This window comes from Chitinophaga dinghuensis (assembly GCF_003259435.1).
Classification (GTDB): Bacteria; Bacteroidota; Bacteroidia; order Chitinophagales; family Chitinophagaceae; genus Chitinophaga; species Chitinophaga dinghuensis.
Genome location: NZ_QLMA01000004.1, coordinates 280,987 through 307,222, shown reverse-complemented (window position 1 = coordinate 307,222; position 26,236 = coordinate 280,987). Strand labels below are relative to the sequence as shown.

Here is a 26,236-nt window from a genome sequence, read left to right as displayed (position 1 = left end):
ATTTATTTATTCCAGTAAGAATTTTGAACCAGCTTAGGATTTGCGGCCAGCACATCATCAGCGAGCGGCCAGTAAATGCCGCCATTCTGGAGCAAAGGCGTCAGCGAGCTTTTGCCAGGACGAAGCCTTGCATAACGGATCTGATCATACCAACGCCAACCCTCTCCCATCAGCTCTCTTCTTCTCTCTCTGAAAATTTCATCCAGGAGGTCCATGCCGGTATATATCGGAGAAGGAATTCCTCTGCTCACCATTACCTGACGTAACCAGCTGGTAGCTTCTGTCATATCATTGGTAACAAAAGCAGCTTCTGCACGCAACAGGGCTATTTCTTCCATGCGACTAAACATCATAGTGGCGTTGAACATGCGGAAAGTACCTTTGTCCAGCTTACCATCCTGTATGACTTTGATCTTGCTGAAAACAGGGGTATTCGTGTTATAATTCACGAAATAGTTTTCTGTTTTTGGATACCCGGTGGTGAGGTCTATACTGAAGCGCTCATCTGCATTCCAGGTAAAGAGCCCGATGATAGAGTCTTTCGGCACAAAGAGGTCCGGCATCAGTTTGCTGGTAATAGGTTTGGCCAGCGTATAGTCTTCCAGGTGACCTGCGAGGATACCTTCGCCGTTATTGTAATCGAAAGAGAAATTGAGTATCTGGCTAGGGCCCATGCGATAGAAAAATCCGCTGTCGCTGCGACAGAGGAGCTCCGTGCTGTTGGTGAAACTGATATCGGCAGTTTTATAATTATCGAGAATAAACTGCGTGTAGGTCATCACGTCTGCATAGCGTTGTTGCCATGCGGCAATATGCGCCAATACAGCATATGCGCTGATCTTATTGACCAGACTTCCTTTCCAGAATTCATAACCTTTGTTATAATAGTTACCCCCAAGAATAGGATCGGAAGAGCGATAAATCATCGGCAATCCTTTTGCGGCTTCTATGAGTTCTTTTTCTGCGAAGGCCAGTACTTCATTTTGCGGCGTACGCGCTAGCTGCGGGAACTTACCATCAAAGGAAGACACTACCAATGGTACATCTCCCCAGATACGCACCATATAAAAATAGAGGAAAGCCCTCATTGCACGGGCCTGCGCAATATCCAGTTTGTTGATGCTGGCAGAGTAATACGCGTCTTTTTTTACGATATCTCCGGAACGCTCAATAAACAGATTGGCCGCATTAATAGCAGCATAGAATCTGCGCCAGCTTTTCAATCCCTGCAACATCGGAAGCGATACATTCAACTCATTGTTGACAATCGCTTTCAGATCAGTACGGGTAACGGCCGTAAATTCCCCTTTGCGAAATTCGCCATACATCCAGAAAGCCGCATTGTCTGTAAGCGCAGCCCTGGACAGACCGTACACGCCCATCAGCGCACTACGGGCATTTTCCACACTGGACCAGTAGTCTTTCTCACTCACGAGTCGGGTCGACTGCAAGTCCAGCGATTTATTGCAGGACATAGCGAGACTGATACCTATCACTGCCAGCGCTGCTTTTGTTAGAGAACGAAATATTTTATTCATACGGAAGTAGATAGCTGTTGATTATAAATCCAGTTTGAGTCCTACGGTGTACGTTTTCGGGATAGGGATGGCATACCCGTTATCATAGCCGTTGTAGTAGGTCAGTTCCGGATCTCCACCGGTGTAACCGCTGAAGGTGAGGATATTATTTGCTGTTGCATAGAGGTAACAGCGGGTCAGCGTTGGCACCATCCTTTTCATGAACTTCGTGGTACCCAGATCATAGCCCAGGCTAACGGTTCTCAGTTTCACGAAAGTGGCTTTCTCCAGGAAGAGGTCCTGGTCTGCACGGAAAGGAATAGTGGCGCTCCAGGGATTATACAGGGGATAATCCTTCATTTTTTCATTCTGCTGCCAGTAGGTAATATCTTTTACGGAACCGATATCTGTTTGTCCATCGTGGTTGGCGAAATCAAGTCTTGTAGCAGTTTTGCTGTTCAGTACTGATTGGCCTGCTGCGAAGTAGAAAGTAAACGACAGATCCAGGCTACCGTATTTCAAGGTGTTGGTGAAATTCCCGGTAAATACTGGCATGCTGTGCGCCATGAGTACTTTATCCTTGTCATCGATGATGAAATCGCCGTTATTATCTTTCCATTTAGCATCGCCCACGTGGAAAGGCGATCCTTTGAAAGTCAATGGTGCGCCGGTTTTGGCGTCTGTAGGAATTTCGGAATTGCTGTTGTAGATTCCCTGGTTCTGATAGAGCCAGAACATATCCACCGCTTTACCTACTTCAAAATGACGGTCGCCAATGGTGAGCGACTTCGCGCCACCAGGAAGCGTTTTCAGTGTATTGATATTATATGCAGCAGTGACAGATGGCGTCCAGGTGAAAGCGCCTTTACGAACCACATCCAGTGCCAGAGAAGCTTCCAGTCCGCTGTTATTCACCATCATACCATTCTGATAAGTACCTACATAACCTGACTCTGCTACCGCAGGAAGCATGATGAGGAGGTTACGGTCATTTTTAGAATAGTAATCTGCGTTTACGCGTATACGTGAGTTGAACAACGCAAGATCAGCACCAATGGTGAGGATATCGGTGGTAGACCATGGAATGTTCTCCCCTACCCAACCATAGGAATAAGGTCTTGAGAGTCCTGCGAAACCTGCATAAGACGCCGTGTTGATATTGCCTGTCCAGCCCATATCCACTTTATATTGCGGACCTGCGCCAAATCGTTCATCGCCGGGCATACGTCCTACGCGGCCCCAACTGGCGTGGGCTGTCAGATCGCTGATGGCATCTGCCCCAGGTAACAAATGATTTTTCAGATACCATTCCGCTCCGATAGCGCCGGAGAACAGCCATCTGTTAGCCGGAGAAATCAGGGAAGAACCATCGCTGCGAAGCGTAGCAGAGAGACGCAGAATATTACTGTAGTCATATTTTACATTGCCGTGGTAAGATATCAGTCGCTGCTTCATCCCATCGATAAAGCGATAGGTCAGCTGATTGGCGAAATAGAGGTTGTTATCATTACCATCGATCACATTTACTTTTACACGATCACTGATACCATTATAGGAACGGAGATAATTATATCTGTTGATGTCTGTCTGATAGCTATGACCTACTTCAAAGCTGAAACTATGCTGTGTAGAAGGTTTCCAGATATAATCCAGCGTATTTTGGAATCCCAGGCGTTGGTTATTGCCGAAGTAATTAGATACATAGCTTGCTCCGTCCATCAGAGTGGAAGGATAGAACAGATCGCGGTTGCTTTCGTTGTAGTCGAACAGGAGGCGACTGGTATATCTCCATTGTTTGTATACGAACATCAGTGAGAAGCTACCCTGGATGCTGTTGACAAAATTTTTATCGAAGCCTTTTGCCAGTTCGCGGAGATAGAGTCCATACGCTTCTTTATTAGGCGCCAGCGGGCTGGTGATATCAGGAACATAGCCCGTTTCAAGATATCTGTCTTCCATACTGGTATTACGCTTTCTGTCCATGCGGGTGGCGTTGATCATAGCGGAGCCCATGAGCCATGGTTTGGGGGACATATTCACCGTGAAGTTCGCGTTGTACTTATTCAGCTGCGTATTGTCTGCGATACCATTGGCAGTGGTTTTATCGCCGAAGAAGCGGAAGTTTGCTCTTTCTGAACCGCCGGAAATACTGGCGTTAATACTGTGACTGGTGGTATTTCTGAAATAGAGATCTACCCAGTCGGCATGGCCATAATACGCCGCATTCGACGAATCGCGGAGATAAGGCGGGAAGCTTAGTGAGTCTGCCGTTGTAGCGTATTTCGCGTAGTACGGTTTACGTATTCTGTTTTCTGCCTGGCCATTAGTAGTAAAAACAGGATCGTAGAGATTAACGCCAAAATAGCTGTTGATACTGATTTTACGTTTGCCGAATGCCGGCGCTTTCGTGAGGATGTTGATCACGCCGTTAGCACCGCGGGGGCCAAAAAGGCTGATGGCAACGGCATCTTTATATACCTCTACCGACTGCACATTATCCAGGTTTACAACCGAAAGCATATTGGTAGCGGGTCCCAGCCGGTTCTTATCATTGGCCTGGATATCAAAGACGATGGAATTATCTTGTACCAGTGGAATGCCGTTGATACAAATCAGTGGTTGTACCTGATATACATCTTGTTTGGAGAGTAGTGGCATGGACAGACCGCGGATGTACATAAATTGTTCTGTACCTGGCTCTCCGCTTGGTTCCTGCACATATATTCCCCTGATGTTTCCTTTCATCATTTGTTGCAGGCTGGTATATGGGTAGACAGCCGTCTGTCGGACATTCAGGGTATCATTATTTTTAAAAACGGATGGTACGTGTCTTCTGTTAAAAACTTTTACCACATCATTTTCACTGATAACGGTGGTATCCTGATCAGGTAAGGAATCCTTACTTACAGCAGGTACAGTATCCCTGGAAGGTAGCGGGAGATAGCGGGCCGTGGCCATTGATTGCTGCGGACCTGCACACAGGGCGGCATTCAGGGTACAGCAAGCTACCAGCAGCGATTGCCCCCAGCGACGCTTTTTGTCAGCCAACCACATGGATTGATGATCTCTCATTGCTAAAAATGGTTTAAAGTGATTCGTTTAGGCAGCAGCATTCCATTCAGGCATTTTGCAATACCTGTGCACAAGCGGAATACCGCTGTTATTCAGCTATATGTTTACTTGTCGGATTTGGAAAAGGAATGGATGTACCATCGTGACACACGGGCACACGGCTCCATTTTGGAAATGTAGCATTGCTTCATTGTTCAATTATTTTAGTTAGATAAATACATGACTCTCCTGCAGCAAGCATTTAAAGCAGCTGCCAGACAATAGCAAATAAATTAACGTGTATTCACGTGTTCATACAGGGATTGTTCAGCGAAGCACTAAACAATTATAAGGCACTTTTTCATACAGCTCACGGAATTAACGTTGGAGACCCGCTACAGGCGGAGTTCACACAGGGATTCTTACATGATCCTGATTAAGGCTACGACGAAATTTTTCTTTGGTTGATAACTATCATTGTTCACTTACAGCACTCGATCTTAACACAATATATTAAGCGTACATTATACCTTATAGTCCCGTTATGAAATGTGAAAAATCTATGACAATCAATTTTCATTCGTCTCCTATTTTACTGCGATATGCGACACAATCATGACAGATAATATGTCAGACAACATGCAACGTGTAGGAATATGATGATAAATTCTGGCAGGGTACTTACCTTCGTGAAAATTTTTTCGATGAAACAGATTGTATTGGCGAGCACCTCCACATTATTTGGAGAAGAATACCTGGCTTATCTGAAGCCGGCTATGAAGACTTTATTCACCGGCGTAAAGGAAGTGATCTTTATACCGTATGCTCGTCCGGGTGGCATTTCACATGATGACTATACCCTTCGTGCAGCGGATGGCTTCAAAGAGTTAGGGATTACTGTACGGGGCTTACATACATTCGATAACCCGGTAGCAGCGCTGGAGAATGCAGAAGGCATTTTCACCGGCGGAGGAAATACTTTCCTGCTGGTAAAAACATTGCATGAAAAAGGATTGATGCAGCAGGTGCGTAGCGTAGTGGAGAAAGGTACGCCGTATATGGGATGCAGTGCCGGCACGAATATCGGTGGTCTCACCATGCAAACCACCAATGATATGCCGATCGTTTATCCTTCCAGTTTTGAAACTACCGGTCTGGTACCATTCAATATTAATCCACATTATCTTGATCCAATTGAAGGGAGCCAACATATGGGAGAAACCCGCGAAACGCGTATCAAGGAATTCCATACGCAGAACATTACGCCAGTAGTAGGCCTGCGCGAAGGTAGTTGGTTACACGTAGAAGGAAATACTATTACACTGCGTGGAAAACTGACTGCGCGGATCTTTGAAGCAGGGAAAGCGCCGTATGAAGTGGAGAGCGGAAGTACGCTGGAACATCTGGGATAGTTGTTTCTCGCAAAGGACGCAAAGAAGCAAAGGACGCAAAGGAAATATATTTAAAAAGGCAATACATTAATTGTATTGCCTTTTTCGTATACTCATTCAGGTAATTTTATTTATAAATGACTAAATAATAAACAAGGGCTGTATCTCCGTATCATGCTCTCCTATTAAAAAACAGAAAGGAGTTGCCTTCCTGATTCCATCCAGCTTGCCCTGCTCATATAAATGCTGCAATGCTTTATGTAAAGCCAGATAGGCGTTATACATGTACACATTCATCAACTCTTCATATCCATCCAGAAAATACACTTCTATATCTTCATATTCATCTTCATCCACCTCATCGCTGGATAGTTTTTGCAGTGGGTCGAAGCATTTCAGGGTAATGCCTGGCACCGCATAAAAACCTTCTGCAAAATCAAAGCTACCAATACTATCATAAGGCTCCACTTGAAAACCAAGGGGAGATGCGATTTTATTTATTCCATATGCATCCGCTATTTCAGACGCATTGAGCATATCATTGTACTCAAATAAAATGGCATGCAGCTCCGTGTTCACATTAGTTTTTTCCGGATTTGTCCACCAGTTTTGAATGTTTTCTTCCAGTTCAGCAGCAAACGCGCCCACACTTTCTTCATAGGAAAGAGACTGCACTGCTCCTTTGAATGGTTCCAGCAATGGGTGTAGGTCTGATATAGCCAGGAAAGCTGATTTGTTTTCCTCCAGTTGCCTGGAGAGAAAGGTTTGGATAGCAGTATTCATAGGTATCGGGTCTAATTGATTATTAACGTAGTATTATTTGCAAAAGGGATGCCGGTACCGGCATCCCTTTTAGGCTTCGCGCTTCACGCGATGGGCTGTTGAGCCCAATTGCTTTTTTTATTATCTCGCCAGATCGATTTTCACTTTCTTTCCTTTGATCTTCTCCTGCTTGATCATTTCCAGTGTATGCCCAACTTTGGAGCGTACCACGGCAACGAAGGCGAAGAAGTCTTTCACTTCAATCAGGCCAATATCTTCTTTTTTCAGTTTCCCTTTGTTGGAAAGGAAACCTACGATATCAATCTTATTTACTTTATCTTTTTTACCGGCGGCAATGAATAAGGTCACCCATTTTGGCTTTTCCGGCAGTACTGCTTTCTCTGGCAGGGTGATGGTTTCGATATCCGCAGGTACATATGGCATCAGCTTTTCATCCGGAGACAGGATAACGATGGCGGTACCGCTGGCTTCCATACGGGCCGTACGTCCGTTACGGTGTACGAAACTGTCTTCTGTATGAGGAAGGTGGAAATGAATAATATAACGGATATGTGGAATATCCAGTCCGCGTGCCGCCAGATCGGTGGTCACGAGTACATTCACTGTTCCGTTTCTGAACTTGCAAAGTGCGCTATCGCGATCCCGCTGCTCCATGGCGCCGTGATAAAAAGTATTCAGGATACCTTTTTCAGAGAGCATGGCACTGGTACGTTCTACAGATTCCCTGTGATTACAGAATACAATGGTAGAGCGGTTGCCGAGATGGCAGATCAGGCGGAATAAGGTTTCTACCTTGTCATTTTCCGGAGAGAGTACCTGTTTGATGGTCAGGCGTTCTGTAGGAGCGCCATCTTCCGGCAGGAAGTTCAGTTTCTCTGGTTTCTCCAGCTTAATGAATTCCGGTATTTCCACCGCTTCGGTGGCGGAAGTCAGCTGACGGCGTTTTACATTGGGCAATGACTCCACAATGAAGGATACTTCTTCCTGGAATCCCAGTTCCAGCGTTTTATCGAATTCGTCCAGGACGAGGGTTTCGATAGTATCTACCGTAATATTTCCTCTGCGGATGTGGTCTCCGAGCCGGCCTGGAGTACCTACAATCACTGCAGGGGCTTCAATCAGGTTATTTTCTTCTGTTTCACGAAGGTGACCGCCATAGCAGGCTGTAATTTTATATCCCGTACCCATCTGGCGGAATACTTTCTCTATCTGCAATGCCAGCTCACGGGAAGGCACTACGATCAGGGCCTGGGTCGTTTTTTTGGTGACATGGAGGCGTTCCAGTACAGGTAACAGGAAAGCCAGCGTTTTCCCGGAACCGGTAGCGGACAATAATATTACGTCATGATGATGCTTGTTGGCCTCCAGGGATGCCAGCTGCATATCATTCAGCGCGTCTATCTTCAGGTTGGCAAGTATTGCCGGAATATGATCTTTTTGCATTTGCCGCAAAGGTAGGTTATTTCAGGGAAAGACCCGGTCTGACCCCTGTCGGAGGTCCAGCGGATTTTTTGTGAAGCCGAATACATTATTTATTTTAGCCCGCTATGAAAAAGTTTTTACCGATTGCCGCTTTATTGATGAGTGCCTGCCATTCCGCGCCCACGCCTGCCGACAAGGCGGCCGACAGCCTGATACAAGCACCCGATTCCCTCGTATTTAAAGAGTCAATTGTCCCTTCTGATTCCGAGTCTACACCACATGATACGATTAGCGGCCACTTCTCCGGCAAAAGCCAGGAAGATACCGCCATGATCTCTATCCTAACACCGGCCTCCAATACCGAAGCTCCTGAGGATGCCCAGGATAAATATGCCGTTAGCTTTAATTCCCAATCCGGTATTCCGGCATTACCTACTTTCTGGGGCGCTATCTACATCGTCAATGAGGGCGACCTGAACGGCGATGGGAAAGATGATATCACTGTGTTTAATGAGCCGCTGCATGGGTGTACTTTTAGCTGTACTACCTGGTATCTGGCTCCTAATAACGAATGGAAACAACTGTTTTCGCCTTTGCTAGTGCCTACCGCATGCGATCCTATTACGGATTCTGCTATGCAGGCGAGGGTTTTTAAGGAAAATGGGAAGATTTATCGTTGGGAGGAGGATGTGAATGATGAGGATTTTGCGCAGAAAAAAGTGGAAGTGAAGTTTAATTAATTTATTTTTTTTAACGAAGAAGTCCGGTCGAAACCTGCGGTTTCGACCGGACTTCTTCGTTTTATTTTTTTGTTGTTCCTGCCCTGACGGGCAGGAACAACGGGCCGGGATAAATGGCGTTTTGTTGGAGGATCTGAATTTTTTGTTCCATTTGCGGATCTGCAAGCCCCGGATAAATCCTGCTTTGTTGGTGAATCCACAGATCAGGACAAATGTTTGATCTATTTTTTGTTTCATTGGCGGATCTGCAAGCCCCAGATAAATCCTGTTTTGTTGGTGAATCCGCAGATCAGGATAAATGTTTGATCTGTATTTTTTGTTTCATTGGCGGATCTGCAAGCCCAGGATAAATCCTGTTTTGTTGGTGAATCCACAGATCAGGACAAATGTTTGATCTATTTTTTTGTTTCATTGGCGGATCTGCAAGCCCAGGATAAATCCTGTTTTGTTGGTGAATCCACAGATCAGGACAAATGTTTGATCTATTTTTTTGTTTCATTGGCGGATCTGCAAGCCCAGGATAAATCTTGTTTTATTGGTGGACCGGCAAATCAAGACAAATGTTTGATCTGTATTTTTTGTTTCATTGGCGGATCTGTAAGCCCGGGATAAATCCTGTTTTATTTGTGGACCGGCAGATCGGAACAGAGATTTATTTTGTTGGCGGATCTGATACCCAGCAGCAGTGTTCTTTATCTGCTTTTTAATCAGTGGTTCGGGATAAATAGTACTTATTTATCTTTTTTTGCTTTCGGCATTTCATTGATCCATTTAGTGATGAGTGCCACGCCTTCTTTGTGAATCACTGTTCTGGCCAGCTCTGGCATCGCGACTCCCGGCTCCACGCTATTCATACGATAAGCAAGGATACTTGAACCCGCGTCTCCCGGAACAATATCATAATCCAGTCCTCCCGCTCCTCCTCCTGCCGATACAGGCGATTTATACACTCCCGGCGCACTGGCGGTACTTTCAAAATCCAGGAAAAGCCCCGTATTATAGGCATCTCCTCCTTTGATATGACAATGCGCACAGTTTACATCCAGGTATGCACGCGCCCGATCACTCACACTGAAATGGACACTATCCGTCCATACCGGCAGTTTGTTTACTTGCGCCAGGTCCGGCAATTGATGAAGGATACCCGCTGCAGCCCAACGCTGTAACTGATTACCCTCGGTTCCTGGCGGCGTCCAGTTCAGATTACGGATTTTAGGACCAATAGGCGTCAGCACACTGTTGTTGATATGACAACGTTTGCAGTCATTGGTATTCGGCATCTGGTACAGCGTGGAATGCTGCTGCCCCTGATCGTCCAGGAAAGTGATGGGAATACGTTTGCCCGCAATCCAGCGACTGGCATCCGTTTGGGCATCATTCCACAAATAGTTCATGACCTTCCAGCCATGATCATACGGATCTTTAAAGAGTATCCGCGTCTCAATCATAATTTTCTCGTGATTGACATTATTATATGCGAAATTCTTCACAATAAAAGTCGAATCCGGGAAAATCGGCAGTCCGCCACTGGTATAGGTTAGGAAGCTGTCTTTCGGCAATACAATAAAACGATCCTTTACGGAATAGTCTGTAAACAACGGGGTTGCCAGCTGATAGCCAGTTACCCCGCTGCGTGGATGGAGCTGTTTCAGCGAACCTTCAAAGAATTGATAGTCGGACAACAGATCTTTAAATTCAAACGGCGCACGAGCCGGCGCTTTCACAGACTGACTGCAACAATAGCACACTAACATGAAAAGCGCCGCCACACATATTTTCCTCATAAGCAAGCAATATTATTTACACTGAAACGGTGTTACATCGGTAGTTGGATGCCATCCTGGTTTTCCTATTCTCAGACCATCGGCATTTACAAATAAATTGTTCTGTTTTTGCTGTACGCAGATAGAATCCGGATTCACACCAGTTCCTTTTGTCAGGATATTGGTGGTAATCCCATCCCAGGTAATGTAAGGTAGTCGCGCCTTTCCTCTGGACGGATCTTGTGCATTCAGTTGTTGTTCTATGGCCACTAGTACCTTTCCCATATGATGGGTGTATACCGCCGGCGGAAAACTATCGGCCACCTGCATTTCATTATCGTGAATATGAATATTGCGAGGGATAGGGAAATAGTGATCATTCATCTTCTCCCCTGCTTTCTCATCAATTAAAAATCCGGAAACGACAGCAATCGCAGTGGAATTGTTATTGATAATTTTGTTGTGATGCAGGTTGACATCTGACGCTGCTAACACAATCACCCCGCTGCCAGGTGCGGCATTACCCACTCCCCAGGTGTTGCCGAAGCTGCCGGATTTTGCAAAATTAACTTCGTTATTGTCGTGCATATAGTTGTTGTATGCATCCACAAAACCGCCGCGCTTACTCAGATCAGGCAGGTCGAATACAAGAAAACCAGCGGTATTACCCCAGAATTCATTATCATATACCTGCGCATGACTGGTATTCTCAATTTCACAACCTGCTACATTCTTAAAGGCTTTACAAGAGCGAACGATGGCGCTGTCTGTTTGACCTACATAAATACCAGCGTCGGAAGCGCCCTGTGCATAACAGTTTTCTATCAATACTCGTTTACACATCACGGGATAAATAGCATATCCGCCTGAAGTACTGTCCGATTTAGACCAGATGGCACGTAGATTCGATACCGTTACATCTTCACATTTATTAATTTTAATCAGATCTCCTTTGGAGTCCTGCAATGTGACGCCTTCTATCTTGAAGCCTTTTACATCAGTGACACGCATTCCTTCTCCACCCTGACTTTGCGCGGAGAAGTCCAGGATCGTTTTCTCTGCCCCGGCCCCTTTGATATAAATATGTTTCAACTGGGCCAGACTGAGATTATCAAATTTGTAAGTGCCTGCTTTCAGTTCCAACATCGTGCTATCTTTCATAGACAGCATGGCTTCGATAATCTTAGACTCATCGCCAGGCCCAAAACTTAATTCGCGGACATAGCCGTGATTGTCCACAGCCGCCTGTTTACAGGCATGTACAAGAAGTACTGCCAGTCCCAGGAAAAGTAATCTGCATTTATACATATTGTTCGATTTTTATCGGGTTATCAAAAAACATTATAAGCAAAGGAAACATAGTACATAGCGCCAATGGCAGGACTTCCAAAACCAGTACGGTAATAGGTATTCGTTAGATTCGTTGCACCCAGTTTAATTTTGGAATGAGCCTGCAGCAATTTATAACTGATCTGTGCATCCAGCACAGCAGAGGCATTCACTGTTCCGCTGGCAAAACCAATCTGGTAGAAGTAAGCAGGGCGGTAACGGAAGGTGGTATTGAACGAATACCGTTGCTTCTTCCCAAAACCGTCATTGCCAAAATCGATATTGAATTTATAATTCGGCGTATTGAAATTGTTGATCTGACTATTATTTCTATTCTTTAGGAAGTCGGAGGAGAAATTGAATTTTGCCATAAAGTTTTTCGAGAGATCCACGCCGATACTGGCGGCATATCCATACGTATTCACTGTTTCGGCCCCGTTATAGGCGATGTTATACTGCACATAGGTGTTGTGATTTTTGAAGGCAGTAACATCATTGGTGCCAGGCGTATTCGCCACGTTCACATAACCTATAAAGTTTTTCCAGGTAGAATAATATCCCAGCACATCCACCAGCACCTTCCCTCCAATCAAGGAAGACCATCCTAACTCGAACGCATCTACGGACTGAGGCATGATATCTTTAGGCTGGAATTTCACCAGTGAATCCGCATTGCCTGATTGCTGATATTTCTGCACACTTTCCAGCGTATATGGCTGAAACTTATCAAATTGATATACGCCATTCAGCAATCGGGTAGATCCGCCGGAAGCAAAGCTGTTGTAGTCAATAGGCGTGGATTGCAGCGCCTGGATATTAGAAGGAAAACTATAGGCATTCTGATAAGAGAAACGCAGGAAGCTTTCTTTCGCCAGTTCCAATACCCCAGATGTACGGGTAGTAACGCGGGGCTTTTCGAAGAGGGTATTTTTATCATAACGGAAAGCCGCACTCAGACTAAGTTTATTATGTATCACTTTCTTGGTGGCCTGCGCATAAGCGCTGTATTCCGCTACATTTATCGGACCATTGTTATCCGGGAAAAGTGTGCCCTTAGAATCCAGTTTATATAAACGGTAATTCAGTCCGGCAATGATTTCCGCGAATTTGAACAGGTGTCCGAAATTATATTGCGCTTCTGCATTGTAAAGTCGGCTCTTATCCAGGAAGAGCGTACCGCCCTGGGAAGTAGGCATGCCAGCAATACTGTCTTTCAGATGATTAAACAGGGCGCTGCCGGCAGCAGGGCGGCCCTGATCGGCAAACTGACGGGCTGTCCAGCTGGCCGACTCATAACTCTGTCCTCCTGCCATTGCTTCCAGCAGTGCGCCGGTATACTGCGGATACCAGCCATCTCCGGAATTAGCGTCGTAGCTGGGCTTCCAGGCTTCGTTGATCAACTGTGCAGTAGGACTGGCAATCACCGTTCTACCAGAGTTTTCCTGCGTGGTATATGCCCTTACGAACCAATGTTGCGCTTTCAGTTCCAGGCGATATTGCGTGAGGTAATAGCCAGTGAGCGCATAGCGGGTATCATTGCTGTAGACCGCATTACCTTTTGCATAGGTAGCGCTACCAATGGCTTCCAGTCCAGGTTTTATTTTATAGCGGAGTTCCGCATTTGCTTTGAACAACTTAGCGTCGCTGCTGAGATATTGATATTCCGGATACCCTGTTCTGGCAACATAGTGGCTGGTATCCAGCAAGGGCGTAATTAATGGGCCCAGGTCCGGATTCATGGCGAGGGCGCCTTCCAGGAAGGGATTGATGTCTACCGACGTCTTGCTACCATATAAATTTACGCCGTTGTAATTCGGATCGGTGTAGCGGGAGCCCAGACTATTGGTATTGGTGGTATCCGCAGCAATCCAGTCTTTCGCCTGGATATACTGCAGATTCACCTTAAAGGCAAAGCGGTCGTTGATCTTCTTTGCCCAGCGTAAGGTATAGTCATAATAGGGAGAAGGGCCTAGTGGATCGTTGGATTTTCCTTTTTGAATGTGATTTACGCCTTGTGTCACTTGTAAACTAAGTCCCTGGTATTTAAAAGGATCTTTCCCTGTCATGACCATGGTACCGTTGAGGCCACGGGAACCGTATAGCGCGGAGGAAGCGCCGGACAACAGTTCCAGGTTATCTACATCCAGCTCCGTTAGTCCGATAGCAGCGCCTAAAGCGAAGTTTAGTCCGGGCGCCTGGTTGTCCATACCATCTACAATCTGTGTGAAATTGGTATTACCGCTGGTATTGAATCCGCGGGTGGTAACGGTCGTGAAAGTGAGACTGCTGGTGGTGATGTCAACGCCTTTGAGGCCTTGCAACATATTATAATAACTGGGTTGGGGCGAGTTGATGATATCGCGGTTACCTATACGTTCGATTGTAACGGGAGATTCAATTTTCTTTTGGATATTCCTGCTGGCGGAAACCACGACTTCCTTACCGAGTACGGAAGCGGGTGTCAGGGTCACCTGGATGGCGCCCGGACTTTTCAATTCCATGGTTTGGGATTCAAAACCGATACAGGTGAAAATAAGGGTGATGGGATATTGTTTGCGGGTAGAAAAACGGAAATGTCCCTGATCGTTGGTATAGTCGCCATTAGGTCCATCTTTCATGGTCACCGAGACGGCAGGTACCGGTTCTTTGGTATCGCGGTTGCGGACCGTACCGGTAATAACCTGTTGCGCCATCAGCGGTATGCTGAAGAGCAACATCATTGTAATCCACTGTACAGTTTTAAACATGGGGAGTTGTTTTTTGATTTTGGCACTAGGGCGATATTAATCAAAAAGCAACAGGCGAAGTGCTTACTGCAGTGGGTTTGGGGCGAAATTGCCAGCAGGCGGGGTGAATTATTAGCAGGCCGGAGAAAATCGTTCGGCGAAGAATGCCAGGTAAGATCCGGATACCGGCACCTCCATATCGTCTAACCCTTCCAGGTATACGAAATGCCCTTTGTTTTGTTTACGGAACAGCACCACCCTCGATAAGTTCACGATATAGGATCGGTGGCTACGGTTAAATCCAAATGCAGCAATTTCCGATTCCACCTTTTTCAGGGAGGTCCGGATCAATTCTTTTTTCATGGTATTTCCCGCCAGGTAGAAAACGTGTACATAGTTATCTTCTGCTTTTACCAGGAGGAGTTTTTCCGGGAGCAGGGAAAGAACGGCCTTATCATGTTCGTCCCGGATATGTACGGTGGTATCTTTTATATCTGTTGTAGTGAGATGCTGTTCCAACTGGCGGACCTCCTCCACTTTGCTGCGTGTATGAAACCATAGCAATGACAGCGAATAAGGAATGGAAATAATCAAAGCGATATATGGCAGGGTGGAACAAAATTCGGAGAAGGTCAGGAAAATACCTGGATTAATCGCCGCATTGACGATGGTTACCACGGCTCCGATTAATATTACTTCCATCGCAATCCACCCTAAATATCCCATGTGGGAAATCTGTTTTCTCCATTTCAGGCGGAAGAGCAGGAATTGTGAAGTGCCGAGTGCCAAAGTGCCACAGAGAGTGAAAATACCCAGGATGGTAAACAGGGAGAGATTCATTCCCTCGTACCAGGTATTAATATTAAAGGGCAGGAAAATGTCCATGAAAAAGAAAGAGAATACCGCGCAAAAAAGAATCAGGGCGATCCGGTTGCTGCGATTATCCAGCAAGGTAAAACGCTGGAACAGCCAGCCGCCTATGGGTCCATTTTTAGCTGATATACCCAAAGTTTTCATAACATAGGAAGATTTACAATTAAGATAATCAAAATACTTGTAATCGGATTGCAGGAAAAAGAAAACCCGGATCGTATTTGATCCGGGTTGCTATAATAATATGATGTATTGGTCTTATTCCAGTGGCGCTGTAATTTCTCCGCTGATGACTACTGCTTTATTGGTAGCCATGTCGATTGTTTTACCGGAGATAGTGATTTTAGCCACACCATTGGTGATCGACTTGATCGCAAAATTAGTTAATGCGCCTACGCTGGTTTTAGTAGTCAGATAGTCCATGTTCGTAGTGGTGAGGTTAGTCACGGAGAATTGAGACATTGGATCATCGCTGGTAGTGTAGGTAGCAGGGAGAATACCGCCGTTACCATATTTCAGCACAAAGACCACCATTACCTGACTGTTTGTTCCGGCAAATCCCGCCAGGTTCATCAAATGACGATCTGTGAGCGTGGCATCTGTACCAGTATATGTTTTGCCATCCACTGTAATTGTCCAGCTACCTGATGCGCCATTACCTGTACCAGGATTTCCTGTTCCTGGGTCTGTACCTGGCGTACCGGTTCCTGTGCCTTCTGTTACGGTGATAGCCAGCGGGCAGGAAGAACTGCCGTATGTCAAGGTATAATTTGTAGCAACTGCATTGGCGAAAGTACCGCTTGGTACCAGTCGCACTTGTTGAATACCAGTGCTGGCAAATACGCCGGAGGCGGAGAATTTCACGCCGTTCTGCACATCTGTGCTGATGCTGTACATACCAGGTACGGTTACGTTTACATTCGCAATCACGTAGTTACTGCCATTCTGGGCAGTATTGGTTTGGAAAGTACCGGTGATGGCGGTTGCTAAACAATCGTTGTTGGTTCCTTTCAGCGAGCCGCTGGCATTCTGGTTTTGGTTAGGGCTCAGGTTGAAACTGCCGTCTCTTGCCATTTCTGCGCTACAGCCAAAGCAAAATACTGCCAGTATTACTATCAGGTATCGGGAAAGTATCTTCATGGTATTAGTACGGTTTTTCGGTACGTATGTGATATGCAAATATATAGTAATAACTTTAAAATATATCATATTTCATATGTATGGGTTTTGGGGGTGTTTGTGTTTGTTTGGGAGTGGATGTGAACTCAACACCTTCGGTGTTGAGTTGAGTTTTATAGTGAAGTTCCGCCCTGGCGGGCGGAACTTCACGGGCCGGGAAAAATGCAGCGGATTTATAACCGTACATAAGGTTTGCATTTCCATAGGTGTTGATTGTGCGCAGCACCCGGCCGACAGGCCGGAATAAAAAGGGGATCAAAATCTGACAGCGAAGCTGGCGGATTGGGAGACCAAAAATATCCGCATTATGCCATGTGCAGCATCCGGCCGACAGGCCGGAATAAAAAAGGGTTTCACAATCTGGCAGCGAAGCTGGCGGATTGTGAAACCAAAAAATATTCGCATTATGCCATGCGCAGCAACCGGCCGACAGGCCGGAATAAAAAAGGGTCTCACAATCTGGCAGCGAAGCTGGCGGATTGTGAAACCCCAAAATATCCGCATTATGCCGTGCGCAGCAACCGGCCGACAGGCCGGAATAATAAAGGGTCTCCCAATTTGGCAGCGAAGCTGGCAGATTGGGAGACCAAAAACATCCGCATTATGCCATGTGCAGCATCCGGCCGACAGGCCGGAATAAAAAAGGGTTTCACAATCTGGCAGCGAAGCTGGCGGATTGTGAAACCAAAAAATATTCGCATTACGCCATGCGCAGCAACCGGCCGACTGGCCGGAAGAAAAAAGGGTCTCCCAATCTGGCAGCGAAGCTGGCAGATTGGGAGACCCAAAAATATCCGCATCACTATCAAATCATCCGCATTACTATAATGTAGTCACCAAAGACGCCAACCTATTGGAAATCCCCACTTCATTATCATACCACGCCACTACCCTGGCGGTATTCCCAATCACAGTAGTCAACAAACTATCTACAATCGCTGAATGCGTATTCCCAATAATATCAACAGAAACCAGCGGCTCCGTACCATACTCCATAATGCCTTGCAAGTCTGTTGAAGCATGCTGCCGGAGCAACTGATTAATAGTTTCAGCAGTGACGGTCTGACGTAGGTTCACTGTCAGTTCTGCAATGGAACCATCTATCACAGGCACCCTGTAAGAGAAACCATCGAGGCGACCTTTCAATCCTGGTAGTACATCTCCTATTGCTTTGGCTGCGCCAGTGGTAGTAGGGATGATCGATTGCGTGGCAGCCCTCGCCCGACGCAAATCCTTATGCGGACCATCCTGCAACATCTGATCCATGGTGAAAGCATGGATGGTGGTCATATAGCCGGATTCAATACCATAGGCTTTGTCCAGTACATGCAATACAGGAGCAATACAGTTGGTGGTACAGGAGGCAGAAGAAATGATTTCATCTTCCGGACTAATCAGATGATTGTTGACACCATCCACGATGGTTTTAACGCCGCCCGTTGCCGGCGCCGTAATCAGTACTTTCTTCGCGCCTGCAACGATATGTGCAACCGCTTTATCTTTTGCAGTGAACCTGCCGGTAGACTCGATAACAGCATATACGCCCAGCTCTTTCCAGGGCAGACGTTCCGGCTCCCGCTCATTCAACAACCGGATGCGTTTATTATTAATGACCAGGTAGCCGTCTTCTGCGCTAACAGTACCGTTGAATTTACCGTGTGAAGAATCAAATTTAAAAAGGTGGGCAAGGGTGTGGGCATCCGTCAGATCGTTGATGGCAACTACTTCTGCGCCAGGTTGCTGCAGGAGTGCCCTCATGGTCATTCTTCCAATACGTCCGAAGCCATTGATTGCAATTTTCATGATCTTTTGATTTATCTGATGAATAGATTATTCCGGTAATAAGGCGGAACGAAATGTAGACCGATAAGTACCAGGAGATATTTCCAGGTGACGAAGAAATACCCGGCGCATAGATACGAGTCCTCCAAGTCCGCATTTCAGCGCGATTTCCTCCAGAGAGAGCGGACTGTTTTCCAGGTAATTGCGGGCCAGTTCCACTCGAAATTTTTCAATAAATTTCGCTGGCGTCATGCCTGTTTCTTTGAGGAATACACGGGCAAAATTGCGGGCGCTCATATGCACTTTTTCTGCCAGCTTCTCTACAGACAAATCTTCGTGTATGTGTTCCAGTAGCCAGGGCCGAAGCTGTAATAACAAAGGGCTGCTCACTTCGTAGGTGGGTAGTAGTCCGCCGAACTGTTTTTGATTCCCCGGGCGTTTCAGGTGGATAACCAGTTTACGTGCCACCCTGAGGGCCACTTCCCGGCCATAGTCTTCTTCCACCATAGCCAGTGCGAGATCCATACCTGAAGTGACGCCTCCGGCGGTATATATGTTTCCGTCTTTGATAAAGAAAGGGGTAGTGTCTACGATGACATCAGGAAACTGTTCCCGCAGGCGATCATAGACCTCCCAATGAGTAGTGGCCCGCTTGTTATGGAGGAGTCCTGCCCTTGCCAGGACAAAAGAGCCTACACAAATAGCCGCTACCCTCCTGATACTGCTGGCTTGCTGTTGCAGCCATTGATAAAATCTGGAAGACACGGGTTCACCTGCTGGCAATCCCCACCCCACGACGATCAGCGTATCTATCGGTTGATGAATATCATAGATACTGCCATGTACTACCACATTCAGCGGACTGTTTAGCTGCACTGCTGTTTCCGGAGTGGCAGTGACGATCTGCATTTCATAGGAGGTATAGTCTTCTCCATGCATATCCCGCAATGCATTGATCGCAAAAGAGAAAACATCTACCGGACCGGCGAGGGTAAGCAGCCTGCTGCCAGGCAATACAGCGATTACAACCAGTTTGCTTTTATGAGTCATGGGTTTGGGTCGTTTGCTACCTCAAAAGTAGACAACTCAGCCCTTGTCTGCAATGACAAAAACTATACAGTTTCTGCCAAATCAGACATAACTATTCCCCATAATATGATTGTAATCTGGTGATCAGGGCATTAACTCCTTCGTATACTTTATCTTCCTGGTAATTGGTAAATACTACATAGGCACGGTTTACGGCAGGGATCATCACCACCCTGGTAATGAAGGTACCGGGATTGCCAGTATTGGAGGACACTTGATGTCCTTGTTTGTTGACCTCCCAGAACCATCCCATGGCAAAGGTATGGCGACCAAAGTGGAGGAAGTTTACCGTGGCGCTATCCAGGAGTGGACTGGCGCCTTTAAAGGCTTTTAATTGCTGGGATAATAATATCGTATAGTCGGATAAGTTAGTATTGACATTTCCTGCAGCCATCAGCCAGTTGAGCTTATAGTTTTCAGCGCTGGCCTCTGGTTGAAGGTGATCGTTGTGTCCCCAGGTTTGGGTGGAGTCTTTTTCGTTAGGACTTCCAGTTTGCAGGTGGATACTGAGGGAGGTATTGAGGTTTTGCAGAAGTTCTTCGTAGGTATGCCCGGAGATTTTCTCCAGGAGGGCGCCTGCCAGTACATATCCTGCGTTTGAGTATTTCAGTTCGCCGGTGGAGGTATTGGGAGGCTGTTGCAGCAACCAGGCGGCAAACTGCATTCGCTGTTGCGATGGCGTCCCAGGGAATTGATTTTTACGGGGTTCTTCGTTGCCATAAGAATAAGGCATGAGGGGATTGCGAAAACTCAGCAGATCCGCGACAGTCATGTCGTAATAACAGGGTTTGCTTTTCGCTTTCAGCTCCGGAAAAATAGCAAAGAAGGGCGTATTCCAGGTAAGTCGGCCAGCTTGTATTTGCTGCGCGATGAGTAAGGATGTAATGGCTTTGGTATTGCTGCCAATGCGAAACCGATCGCTGGGCGCAGCTGGTAGATGGGAGTTTATTTTTTTTGTACCGAAGATCTGTGTCTCCATAACACCGGTATCGCAAACTACGGCATATGCCAGTTCAGGAATGTTATAATGTTGGCGGATACTGTCTGCGAAATTGCTATGGCGTTGGGCATAGGTTCCCGTGGAAACCAGGAGGAGTAAGGCAATCAGAAGTTTCATAAAATGGCTGTTGCGCAAAGGTGCGGAAAAATCGGGATGTTGTTATCTCCCTAAAAATTTATTTTACGGCTGCTAAATATTCGTATAGGCATATACGTTGTGAAGGCCTGTAAATGGTCAGCATTACGCCATTGGTGAATATGCGGGAATACATTAATTCCAGTTGTCGCGTCTCCCTGATATTATCCAGCAAACGTCTGCCTGCGCCGAGGAACACGGGGTAAGTGAGAAAGCGGTATTCATCGATGAGATCTTGTTGGGCTAAACTTTGCATCAGTCCGACGCTGCCAACGATCATCATATTCTTACCGGGTTTGTTTTTTAATGCCCGTATTTCTGCTGCCACATTGGATTTGACGAGAATGGTATTGGACCAGTTGGCTGATGGCAAGGTAGTAGAGCAAACGATCTTTGCGGTATTATTCATGCGATCGGCTTCCGGGTTATTGGATTGATGTTGCCAGTAGGCTTCAAACTGGAGGTAGGTATATTTTCCTAGTAACAGGAGGTCTGCCTCCTCATAGGTTTCATAGATATACTCGCCCATCTCTTCACTGAAGCCATGCAACTGCCAGTCGGTTTCACCGTTGGGACCAGCGGTAAAGCCATCCAGGGTTACAAACGCCTGCGCTACAACTTTTCTCATGCGACTGCTATTAATCGGTACAAAGGTAAACATGTTACAACAGGCAATTGGGTTGAGAATGCGACAATTTTGGAGGTTGATCCCGACAATTTTTTTACCTAACTTTAGCCTATGAAACACGTATCCATCCTGATCCCATTTGGCGCCAGCAGTCTTTCTAACATTGAAGGCACCTGGCATATTCTCACAGAGGTGAACACCATCTTAAGGCGTATGGGTCGCGAACCTATATTTGACGTACATCTTGTGGGTATTTCCAATGCTTCTACGCAGCGTAATGGTTTATTTACTATCCAGCCTGATCTCTTGATGCAGGATGTGCAAAAAACCGATATGATTGTTATTCCTGCCATGCACCAGGACCCGCGGGAGGCATTACGTTTGAATGCGGATTTTATTCCCTGGATTAAAGAGCAGTATGCGAATGGCGCAGAGATTATCAGTTTCTGTATTGGCGCGTTTTTCCTGGCAGGCACAGGTTTGCTGGATGGGAAGCGTGCAGCTACGCATTGGGCGGCGGCGAATGATTTGCAGGAAATGTATCCGAATGTGGAAGTAGTGGATGAGAAGATTATGACAGAGGAAGACGGCATCTACACCAGTGGCGGCGCGTATTCTTATCTGAACCTGGTATTATATCTGGTGGAAAAATACACGAACAGGGATATTGCCATTGTCATTGCGAAGACGTTCATGATAGATATTGATAAGGATAGTCAATCTCCTTTCATTATGTTCCAGGGGCAGAAATCGCATGAAGATGAGCCGGTGAAGAAGGCGCAGGAATTTATTGAGCAGAACTTCCAGGATCGCGTAACGGTGGATCAGCTGGCGAATATGCTGGCATTGGGTCGTCGTAGTTTGGAGCGGAGGTTTAAGAAGGCCACCAGCAATACTGTTACCGAGTATATACAGCGTGTAAAGATGGAGGTGGCCAAGAAAAGTTTTGAAAGCAGCCGGAAAAATATCAGTGAGGTGATGTATGATGTTGGCTATGCGGATATCAAGGCATTCAGAACTATTTTCCGGAAAGTGACGGGTTTGTCTCCTATTGAATATCGGAATAAGTACAACAAATCAGCTGCAGTAGCAGTATAAATTTAATTTTCATTGGCGGCCTGGTATAAGCCTATCAGGCCGCAGATGAATGCCAGCACGGCAGCGATGGTGCGGATCGTGTGTAGTTTAACCCAGAGTCCTTCGAAGTCCATTCTCATATCTTTTATTGCGTCTTTACTGGCGTTTACCAGATCAAATTTATCGAGTGTATCATTTAGCGGCACATTTCCGAAAGCGGTGATGCCGAACACGCCTATCATATATAATGCGGATGTCAGCATCATGTAACGGTATCCTTCGTGGTGAAATTGTTGCCAGGTAGCGATGGCTAGCAGGAGGATATTGCCGGTAAATACGCAGAGGAAGAGTGGGTTGAGAATGGCGCGGTTCATGGCTTGGAAGGCGGCGAGGAATTGTTCGTCATTGAGTTTGGCCAGGCCGGGTATAACGGAAACGGACCAACTATAGAACAGGCCGGCCATCAATCCGGTGAAACAAACGGTGATGATAAGGATAATCATGGATGATGTTTTTTTCATGTGATTGTTTTATGCAAAAGTAAAGTAGTGGAAAGATCGGAAATAGAACAATTCCGACAAGTGGGGAGAAAAAAAATTCTGTACAGGAACAGCATTCGTGAAAATGTCTGTTCCATGTACAGACGGAATAACCAACGCGGGAGGAATCCCGCCTTTTCGTTTCATGTTTGTTAACCCTTCTTTTCCGCGGATCGCGGATGCATTATTCGTGCGGGGCTATAGTCCCGACCGATGATGCAGCATATGTTGGAATTACTTTATTAGTTCTGGAAAGTTCTCTACGATTTCTATGGATTGGCGTTGGTACTTCAGTGGAGCGGTACCGGCGAATTCTTTGAAAGCGCGGATAAAGTGTGACTGATCGGCGTATTCTTGTTCGAATGCGATATCAGACAGGCGGGTGAACTGGTTATTTCTGAGCTGATTTAAGGAGGCCTGGAATCGGCATATCCGGGCAAACAGCTTAGGGGTCATACCTATATGTTGGAGGAATTTTCTTTCGAAGCTTCGTTCCGACATTTGGAGTTCATCCAGTATTGTTTTTAGGGAGATGTTGCCGGCACTGTTGGTTATGCGTTGTAGTGCATGATAGAGTGCGGCATCAGTAAGGCCCTGGTGTAATAGAATATTTTTATAGAGATACGCAGCTAAGATATCAATCTGTTGCTGTGTATTGGTAGCGTTCAGTAGTTGTTCCGGTAGTTGACCGGAGATTTCCATGCAGCCGTCTGTGAGGTCCTGGGCGTTGAGTCCGAACACGCTTTTGAGGGCGTGTGGATGGAAGTAGACGCCTATGGTCTGAAACGATGCCGGAGAGATGATTTCGGTAAAGGTGGTTGCCTGGCCGTATAAGAATACGGTGGCGAGTTGTTTACCGAATTGTTCGAAGTGGCCTTTATCTGAGTGTTGGAAGATGAGGCCTGGCGAACCGTCAGCAATTGTTTTAAATGTTTTCGGAGTATCTGCTACGGTGCTGCTGCTGAGTGCCCAGAAGTAGCGTACGTAAGGTTGCAGATACGCGGGTGGAACAATATGCTGAAAATCCATGATGAGGGTTCTTTTGATAAATGTACAAAAAATTAAATTCAGGCAGGAAAGACTTCCCGCCTCTACCCTTCATTGGGTACGATGGACATACCCACGTTTAACTAAGTTTAGGGTGATAACATTTCATCAGAGACGGAAACTATTATGCAGAAAAAATAATGTTACAACATATAGCTATTAAAAAGGACAGGCTTCCGAAGAAACCTGCCTTTTGATTTGAGTAGTTAATCGACCTCCTATCCCTCAACTATGGAGGCCTTAACCAGCTTGAATCCTTTTATGCTGGCTGGGTAGTCCTTCCTCCTCGGGGTAAACTGACAACCTCACCGTTTACGATCTTACTGAAGGATGCATCGGAAGAACTCTGTCTGCAACCCCGAATCAGAAGAAGAAGTGTGAACCCATTAAAACTTAAAATCTGCCAGTAATGCGTAGGTGCAGAATAAGGTAGATAACACAAGTCATAAACAATCACTATCCCTGGAAAGGGAGGCCCCTTTCGGGGCCCTGTACTGACTGCTTTAAATAATTTAAATGCATTCAGCCAATCAACCAAACAATAGTTAGCTGTTTTTTTAACTTCTATGATAGTTTAACTTTCACAAAATGGACAGAAGATAGACATCTCCTGTATATTCAACTATGAAGAAAGTTTGCGCAGCCACATACCTAGACGAGGGTATACGCACTACACAGTGACTCAAAAATCATAGTTGTGTCCTCAAATGGCTGATACCTTGTAGGCACCTATGGTGGCACTTATTGTCATACAATAAGGAGATATGCGATGGAAAAAAATCAGTTCACATCTTAGCAGGCATGTACCTGCTATTACCATTCAGACAATCAAACTTACAGATCTATTGATCTAACACACAAACGACTGTTTAATTTCATATAGCCGTTACCGTTATTTCATCAATAATTACTGTATTACTATCGACTGTTTCCAATATGTCAATGAACCTTATATAATGCTAAGACGATGTCTCTTTAAAATCGTACTTCAAAAAACGCTACTTTTTTGAAATATTTATTTTCATCATACATACCAAACTACTAATTAACTCTATCATCAAATGGAGGCATCATAATCCAGAGTATATTCTCGTTGATATTGAACTCCATATTCGCTTCGTCGTACAATTCTTCTGAATGATAAATCTTCTCTACCCATTCCCTGAAAGCTTTTATCTGTTGATTCTCGGCTGTCTTAGGGTTATCTTTTATGCGTGACACCAGCTCACTATCAATTCCCAGGATACCAAGCAATTCACTCGCCGGCCGACCTGCCTCACATTCCAGGAACATATCTATAAGCTTACGCTCACACAAAATTACCTTCTTCATAAAGTATAATTTTTAATATGGAAATGATATTAATTAGAATCTTTGGGTATCAAAATATATTGGTTGAACTTTTTCGTAATAATGAACCAGGAAGAATCCTGGCGCCTGTGATCAAGTCAAAATACTTATAATCCACATTTAAAGTACTTTGTAGAGGGGCATCAAGACTCACCTCTTTTGGGGGTATAAAATATATTTAATCCAGCAGCTGAACCCATACCCTACACCACACTTGTCTGAAAAAAAGGGACGGGGAAGAATCCCCGTTCCGTACAGATTCAGTAATGCTTGCCTCATTCACTCGAATGAGACTATGGAAATTTTTATTGTTTAAAATGGTAGACTATTCTCACGGAGCCGAAATCTAAATACACCCCTGCATTTAGTTGTGGAATGCCATCTACCAACTTCACACCCGATAACGGTGACATCTCTTTTTAAAATGGAACCGGAAAGAATTCCGGCTCCCACTTCATAATACGATCTAGATGTAATCTTTTTAGTATTTATCTGCGCTATGCACCAAAATTAATTAAAGATTTACATACAAAGATCATTACACACAAAATAAATTTCGTTTTTTTTCATAAAATTTTTCAAACGTAATACCAACAAGCAATTCACTAAAAAAATATTTTTTCAACACAAATACACACTTTAAAAACTTGATAAAACCCTTATCAGATCAGGATTCACAGTATCACCAAAACACTATCATGATAACAGAATTATCATCGTGATAATTTAATTATCACATCAGGATGACTAACCATACCACTCCATAAATCAAAGAACAAACCACCACACCATTCCAACTTTCTTAAAACCTGCAC

The 26,236-nt window shown here is 45.5% G+C and carries 20 protein-coding genes; 4 read left to right on the top strand and 16 right to left on the bottom strand.

The window, feature by feature from the left end; all coding sequences use genetic code 11:
* Positions 1–2 precede the first annotated feature (2 nt).
* Both CLV59_RS13425 and CLV59_RS13420 read right to left on the bottom strand, forming a co-directional pair.
* Positions 3–1,538, bottom strand: coding sequence for a RagB/SusD family nutrient uptake outer membrane protein (locus tag CLV59_RS13425; RefSeq protein ID WP_211323846.1), 1,536 nt, complete (start codon positions 1,536–1,538; stop codon positions 3–5).
* Positions 1,539–1,559: 21 nt separating this feature from the next.
* Entirely contained in the window at positions 1,560–4,589 is a 3,030-nt protein-coding gene (locus CLV59_RS13420) for a SusC/RagA family TonB-linked outer membrane protein (protein ID WP_111592559.1), read from the bottom strand.
* Positions 4,590–5,272: 683 nt separating this feature from the next.
* On the opposite strand from CLV59_RS13420, the gene pepE reads away from it, so the two are divergent.
* The gene (gene pepE, locus CLV59_RS13415; protein WP_111592558.1) at positions 5,273–5,980 is read left to right on the top strand and encodes a dipeptidase PepE; all 708 of its coding nucleotides are present in this window, start codon (positions 5,273–5,275) and stop codon (positions 5,978–5,980) included.
* 120 nt (positions 5,981–6,100) lie between these two features.
* On the opposite strand, the gene CLV59_RS13410 is transcribed toward pepE, so the two are convergent.
* Both CLV59_RS13410 and CLV59_RS13405 read right to left on the bottom strand, forming a co-directional pair.
* Positions 6,101–6,742: a hypothetical protein gene (locus tag CLV59_RS13410; RefSeq protein WP_111592557.1), complete on the bottom strand. Its 642-nt coding sequence runs from the start codon at positions 6,740–6,742 to the stop codon at positions 6,101–6,103.
* A 120-nt stretch (positions 6,743–6,862) separates the two neighbouring features.
* Positions 6,863–8,194 carry a DEAD/DEAH box helicase gene (locus tag CLV59_RS13405; protein WP_262511900.1) on the bottom strand — a complete coding sequence of 444 codons (1,332 nt, stop codon included), beginning with the start codon at positions 8,192–8,194 and terminating at the stop codon, positions 6,863–6,865.
* A gap of 95 nt (positions 8,195–8,289) precedes the next feature.
* Here CLV59_RS13405 and CLV59_RS13400 point away from each other — a divergent pair, with 95 nt between their 5' ends.
* Positions 8,290–8,904, top strand: coding sequence for a hypothetical protein (locus CLV59_RS13400; RefSeq protein ID WP_146616192.1), 615 nt, complete (start codon positions 8,290–8,292; stop codon positions 8,902–8,904).
* Positions 8,905–9,635: 731 nt separating this feature from the next.
* Here CLV59_RS13400 and CLV59_RS13390 read toward each other — a convergent pair.
* From CLV59_RS13390 to CLV59_RS13370, 5 genes are all read right to left on the bottom strand, one after another.
* Positions 9,636–10,688, bottom strand: coding sequence for an SO2930 family diheme c-type cytochrome (locus tag CLV59_RS13390; RefSeq protein ID WP_111592553.1), 1,053 nt, complete (start codon positions 10,686–10,688; stop codon positions 9,636–9,638).
* 12 nt (positions 10,689–10,700) lie between these two features.
* On the bottom strand, positions 10,701–11,975 hold the full coding sequence (locus tag CLV59_RS13385; RefSeq protein WP_111592552.1) for a parallel beta-helix domain-containing protein: 1,275 nt from the start codon (positions 11,973–11,975) through the stop codon (positions 10,701–10,703).
* A gap of 23 nt (positions 11,976–11,998) precedes the next feature.
* Positions 11,999–14,743, bottom strand: a complete 2,745-nt coding sequence (locus tag CLV59_RS13380) for a TonB-dependent receptor (protein WP_111592551.1) — start codon at positions 14,741–14,743, stop codon at positions 11,999–12,001.
* A gap of 111 nt (positions 14,744–14,854) precedes the next feature.
* Positions 14,855–15,739, bottom strand: coding sequence for a LytTR family DNA-binding domain-containing protein (locus CLV59_RS13375; protein ID WP_111592550.1), 885 nt, complete (start codon positions 15,737–15,739; stop codon positions 14,855–14,857).
* 114 nt (positions 15,740–15,853) lie between these two features.
* Complete coding sequence (locus tag CLV59_RS13370) at positions 15,854–16,735, bottom strand: hypothetical protein (protein WP_146616191.1); 882 nt, start codon at positions 16,733–16,735, stop codon at positions 15,854–15,856.
* 321 nt (positions 16,736–17,056) lie between these two features.
* Here CLV59_RS13370 and CLV59_RS13365 point away from each other — a divergent pair, with 321 nt between their 5' ends.
* Positions 17,057–17,602 carry a hypothetical protein gene (locus tag CLV59_RS13365; protein ID WP_111592548.1) on the top strand — a complete coding sequence of 182 codons (546 nt, stop codon included), beginning with the start codon at positions 17,057–17,059 and terminating at the stop codon, positions 17,600–17,602.
* On the opposite strand, the gene gap is transcribed toward CLV59_RS13365, so the two are convergent.
* The 4 genes from gap to CLV59_RS13345 all read right to left on the bottom strand — a co-directional run bounded on the left by gap (position 17,597) and on the right by CLV59_RS13345 (position 21,408).
* Positions 17,597–18,577 (bottom strand): type I glyceraldehyde-3-phosphate dehydrogenase, encoded by a 981-nt coding sequence (gene gap, locus CLV59_RS13360; protein ID WP_111592547.1) that lies wholly within the window; start codon positions 18,575–18,577, stop codon positions 17,597–17,599. The two genes, CLV59_RS13365 and gap, sit on opposite strands and share 6 nt — an antisense overlap.
* A 27-nt stretch (positions 18,578–18,604) precedes the next feature.
* Positions 18,605–19,606: a GlxA family transcriptional regulator gene (locus CLV59_RS13355; RefSeq protein ID WP_111592546.1), complete on the bottom strand. Its 1,002-nt coding sequence runs from the start codon at positions 19,604–19,606 to the stop codon at positions 18,605–18,607.
* Positions 19,607–19,697: 91 nt separating this feature from the next.
* On the bottom strand, positions 19,698–20,762 hold the full coding sequence (locus tag CLV59_RS13350) for a serine hydrolase domain-containing protein (RefSeq protein ID WP_111592545.1): 1,065 nt from the start codon (positions 20,760–20,762) through the stop codon (positions 19,698–19,700).
* Positions 20,763–20,820: 58 nt separating this feature from the next.
* On the bottom strand, positions 20,821–21,408 hold the full coding sequence (locus CLV59_RS13345; RefSeq protein WP_170137742.1) for a dihydrofolate reductase family protein: 588 nt from the start codon (positions 21,406–21,408) through the stop codon (positions 20,821–20,823).
* Between the two features lie 111 nt (positions 21,409–21,519).
* Between CLV59_RS13345 and CLV59_RS13340 the strand changes: the two genes are divergently transcribed.
* On the top strand, positions 21,520–22,506 hold the full coding sequence (locus CLV59_RS13340) for a GlxA family transcriptional regulator (protein WP_111592543.1): 987 nt from the start codon (positions 21,520–21,522) through the stop codon (positions 22,504–22,506).
* 2 nt (positions 22,507–22,508) lie between these two features.
* On the opposite strand, the gene CLV59_RS13335 is transcribed toward CLV59_RS13340, so the two are convergent.
* The 3 genes from CLV59_RS13335 to CLV59_RS13325 all read right to left on the bottom strand — a co-directional run bounded on the left by CLV59_RS13335 (position 22,509) and on the right by CLV59_RS13325 (position 25,403).
* On the bottom strand, positions 22,509–23,006 hold the full coding sequence (locus tag CLV59_RS13335; RefSeq protein WP_211323844.1) for an anthrone oxygenase family protein: 498 nt from the start codon (positions 23,004–23,006) through the stop codon (positions 22,509–22,511).
* Between the two features lie 252 nt (positions 23,007–23,258).
* On the bottom strand, positions 23,259–24,053 hold the full coding sequence (locus CLV59_RS13330; RefSeq protein ID WP_111592541.1) for a helix-turn-helix domain-containing protein: 795 nt from the start codon (positions 24,051–24,053) through the stop codon (positions 23,259–23,261).
* Positions 24,054–25,112: 1,059 nt separating this feature from the next.
* Positions 25,113–25,403 carry a hypothetical protein gene (locus CLV59_RS13325; RefSeq protein ID WP_111592540.1) on the bottom strand — a complete coding sequence of 97 codons (291 nt, stop codon included), beginning with the start codon at positions 25,401–25,403 and terminating at the stop codon, positions 25,113–25,115.
* Between the last annotated feature and the right edge of the window lie 833 nt (positions 25,404–26,236).

Excerpts from the sequence above, each read along its gene's own strand:
- CLV59_RS13425 (WP_211323846.1), bottom strand. The coding sequence starts at position 1,538 with ATGAATAAAATATTTCGTTCTCTAACAAAAGCAGCGCTGGCAGTGATA.
- CLV59_RS13420 (WP_111592559.1), bottom strand. The coding sequence starts at position 4,589 with ATGAGAGATCATCAATCCATGTGGTTGGCTGACAAAAAGCGTCGCTGG.
- pepE (WP_111592558.1), top strand. The coding sequence starts at position 5,273 with ATGAAACAGATTGTATTGGCGAGCACCTCCACATTATTTGGAGAAGAA.
- CLV59_RS13410 (WP_111592557.1), bottom strand. The coding sequence starts at position 6,742 with ATGAATACTGCTATCCAAACCTTTCTCTCCAGGCAACTGGAGGAAAAC.
- CLV59_RS13400 (WP_146616192.1), top strand. The coding sequence starts at position 8,290 with ATGAAAAAGTTTTTACCGATTGCCGCTTTATTGATGAGTGCCTGCCAT.
- CLV59_RS13390 (WP_111592553.1), bottom strand. The coding sequence starts at position 10,688 with ATGAGGAAAATATGTGTGGCGGCGCTTTTCATGTTAGTGTGCTATTGT.
- CLV59_RS13385 (WP_111592552.1), bottom strand. The coding sequence starts at position 11,975 with ATGTATAAATGCAGATTACTTTTCCTGGGACTGGCAGTACTTCTTGTA.
- CLV59_RS13380 (WP_111592551.1), bottom strand. The coding sequence starts at position 14,743 with ATGTTTAAAACTGTACAGTGGATTACAATGATGTTGCTCTTCAGCATA.
- CLV59_RS13375 (WP_111592550.1), bottom strand. The coding sequence starts at position 15,739 with ATGAAAACTTTGGGTATATCAGCTAAAAATGGACCCATAGGCGGCTGG.
- CLV59_RS13370 (WP_146616191.1), bottom strand. The coding sequence starts at position 16,735 with ATGAAGATACTTTCCCGATACCTGATAGTAATACTGGCAGTATTTTGC.
- gap (WP_111592547.1), bottom strand. The coding sequence starts at position 18,577 with ATGAAAATTGCAATCAATGGCTTCGGACGTATTGGAAGAATGACCATG.
- CLV59_RS13355 (WP_111592546.1), bottom strand. The coding sequence starts at position 19,606 with ATGACTCATAAAAGCAAACTGGTTGTAATCGCTGTATTGCCTGGCAGC.
- CLV59_RS13350 (WP_111592545.1), bottom strand. The coding sequence starts at position 20,762 with ATGAAACTTCTGATTGCCTTACTCCTCCTGGTTTCCACGGGAACCTAT.
- CLV59_RS13345 (WP_170137742.1), bottom strand. The coding sequence starts at position 21,408 with ATGAGAAAAGTTGTAGCGCAGGCGTTTGTAACCCTGGATGGCTTTACC.
- CLV59_RS13340 (WP_111592543.1), top strand. The coding sequence starts at position 21,520 with ATGAAACACGTATCCATCCTGATCCCATTTGGCGCCAGCAGTCTTTCT.
- CLV59_RS13335 (WP_211323844.1), bottom strand. The coding sequence starts at position 23,006 with ATGAAAAAAACATCATCCATGATTATCCTTATCATCACCGTTTGTTTC.
- CLV59_RS13330 (WP_111592541.1), bottom strand. The coding sequence starts at position 24,053 with ATGGATTTTCAGCATATTGTTCCACCCGCGTATCTGCAACCTTACGTA.
- CLV59_RS13325 (WP_111592540.1), bottom strand. The coding sequence starts at position 25,403 with ATGAAGAAGGTAATTTTGTGTGAGCGTAAGCTTATAGATATGTTCCTG.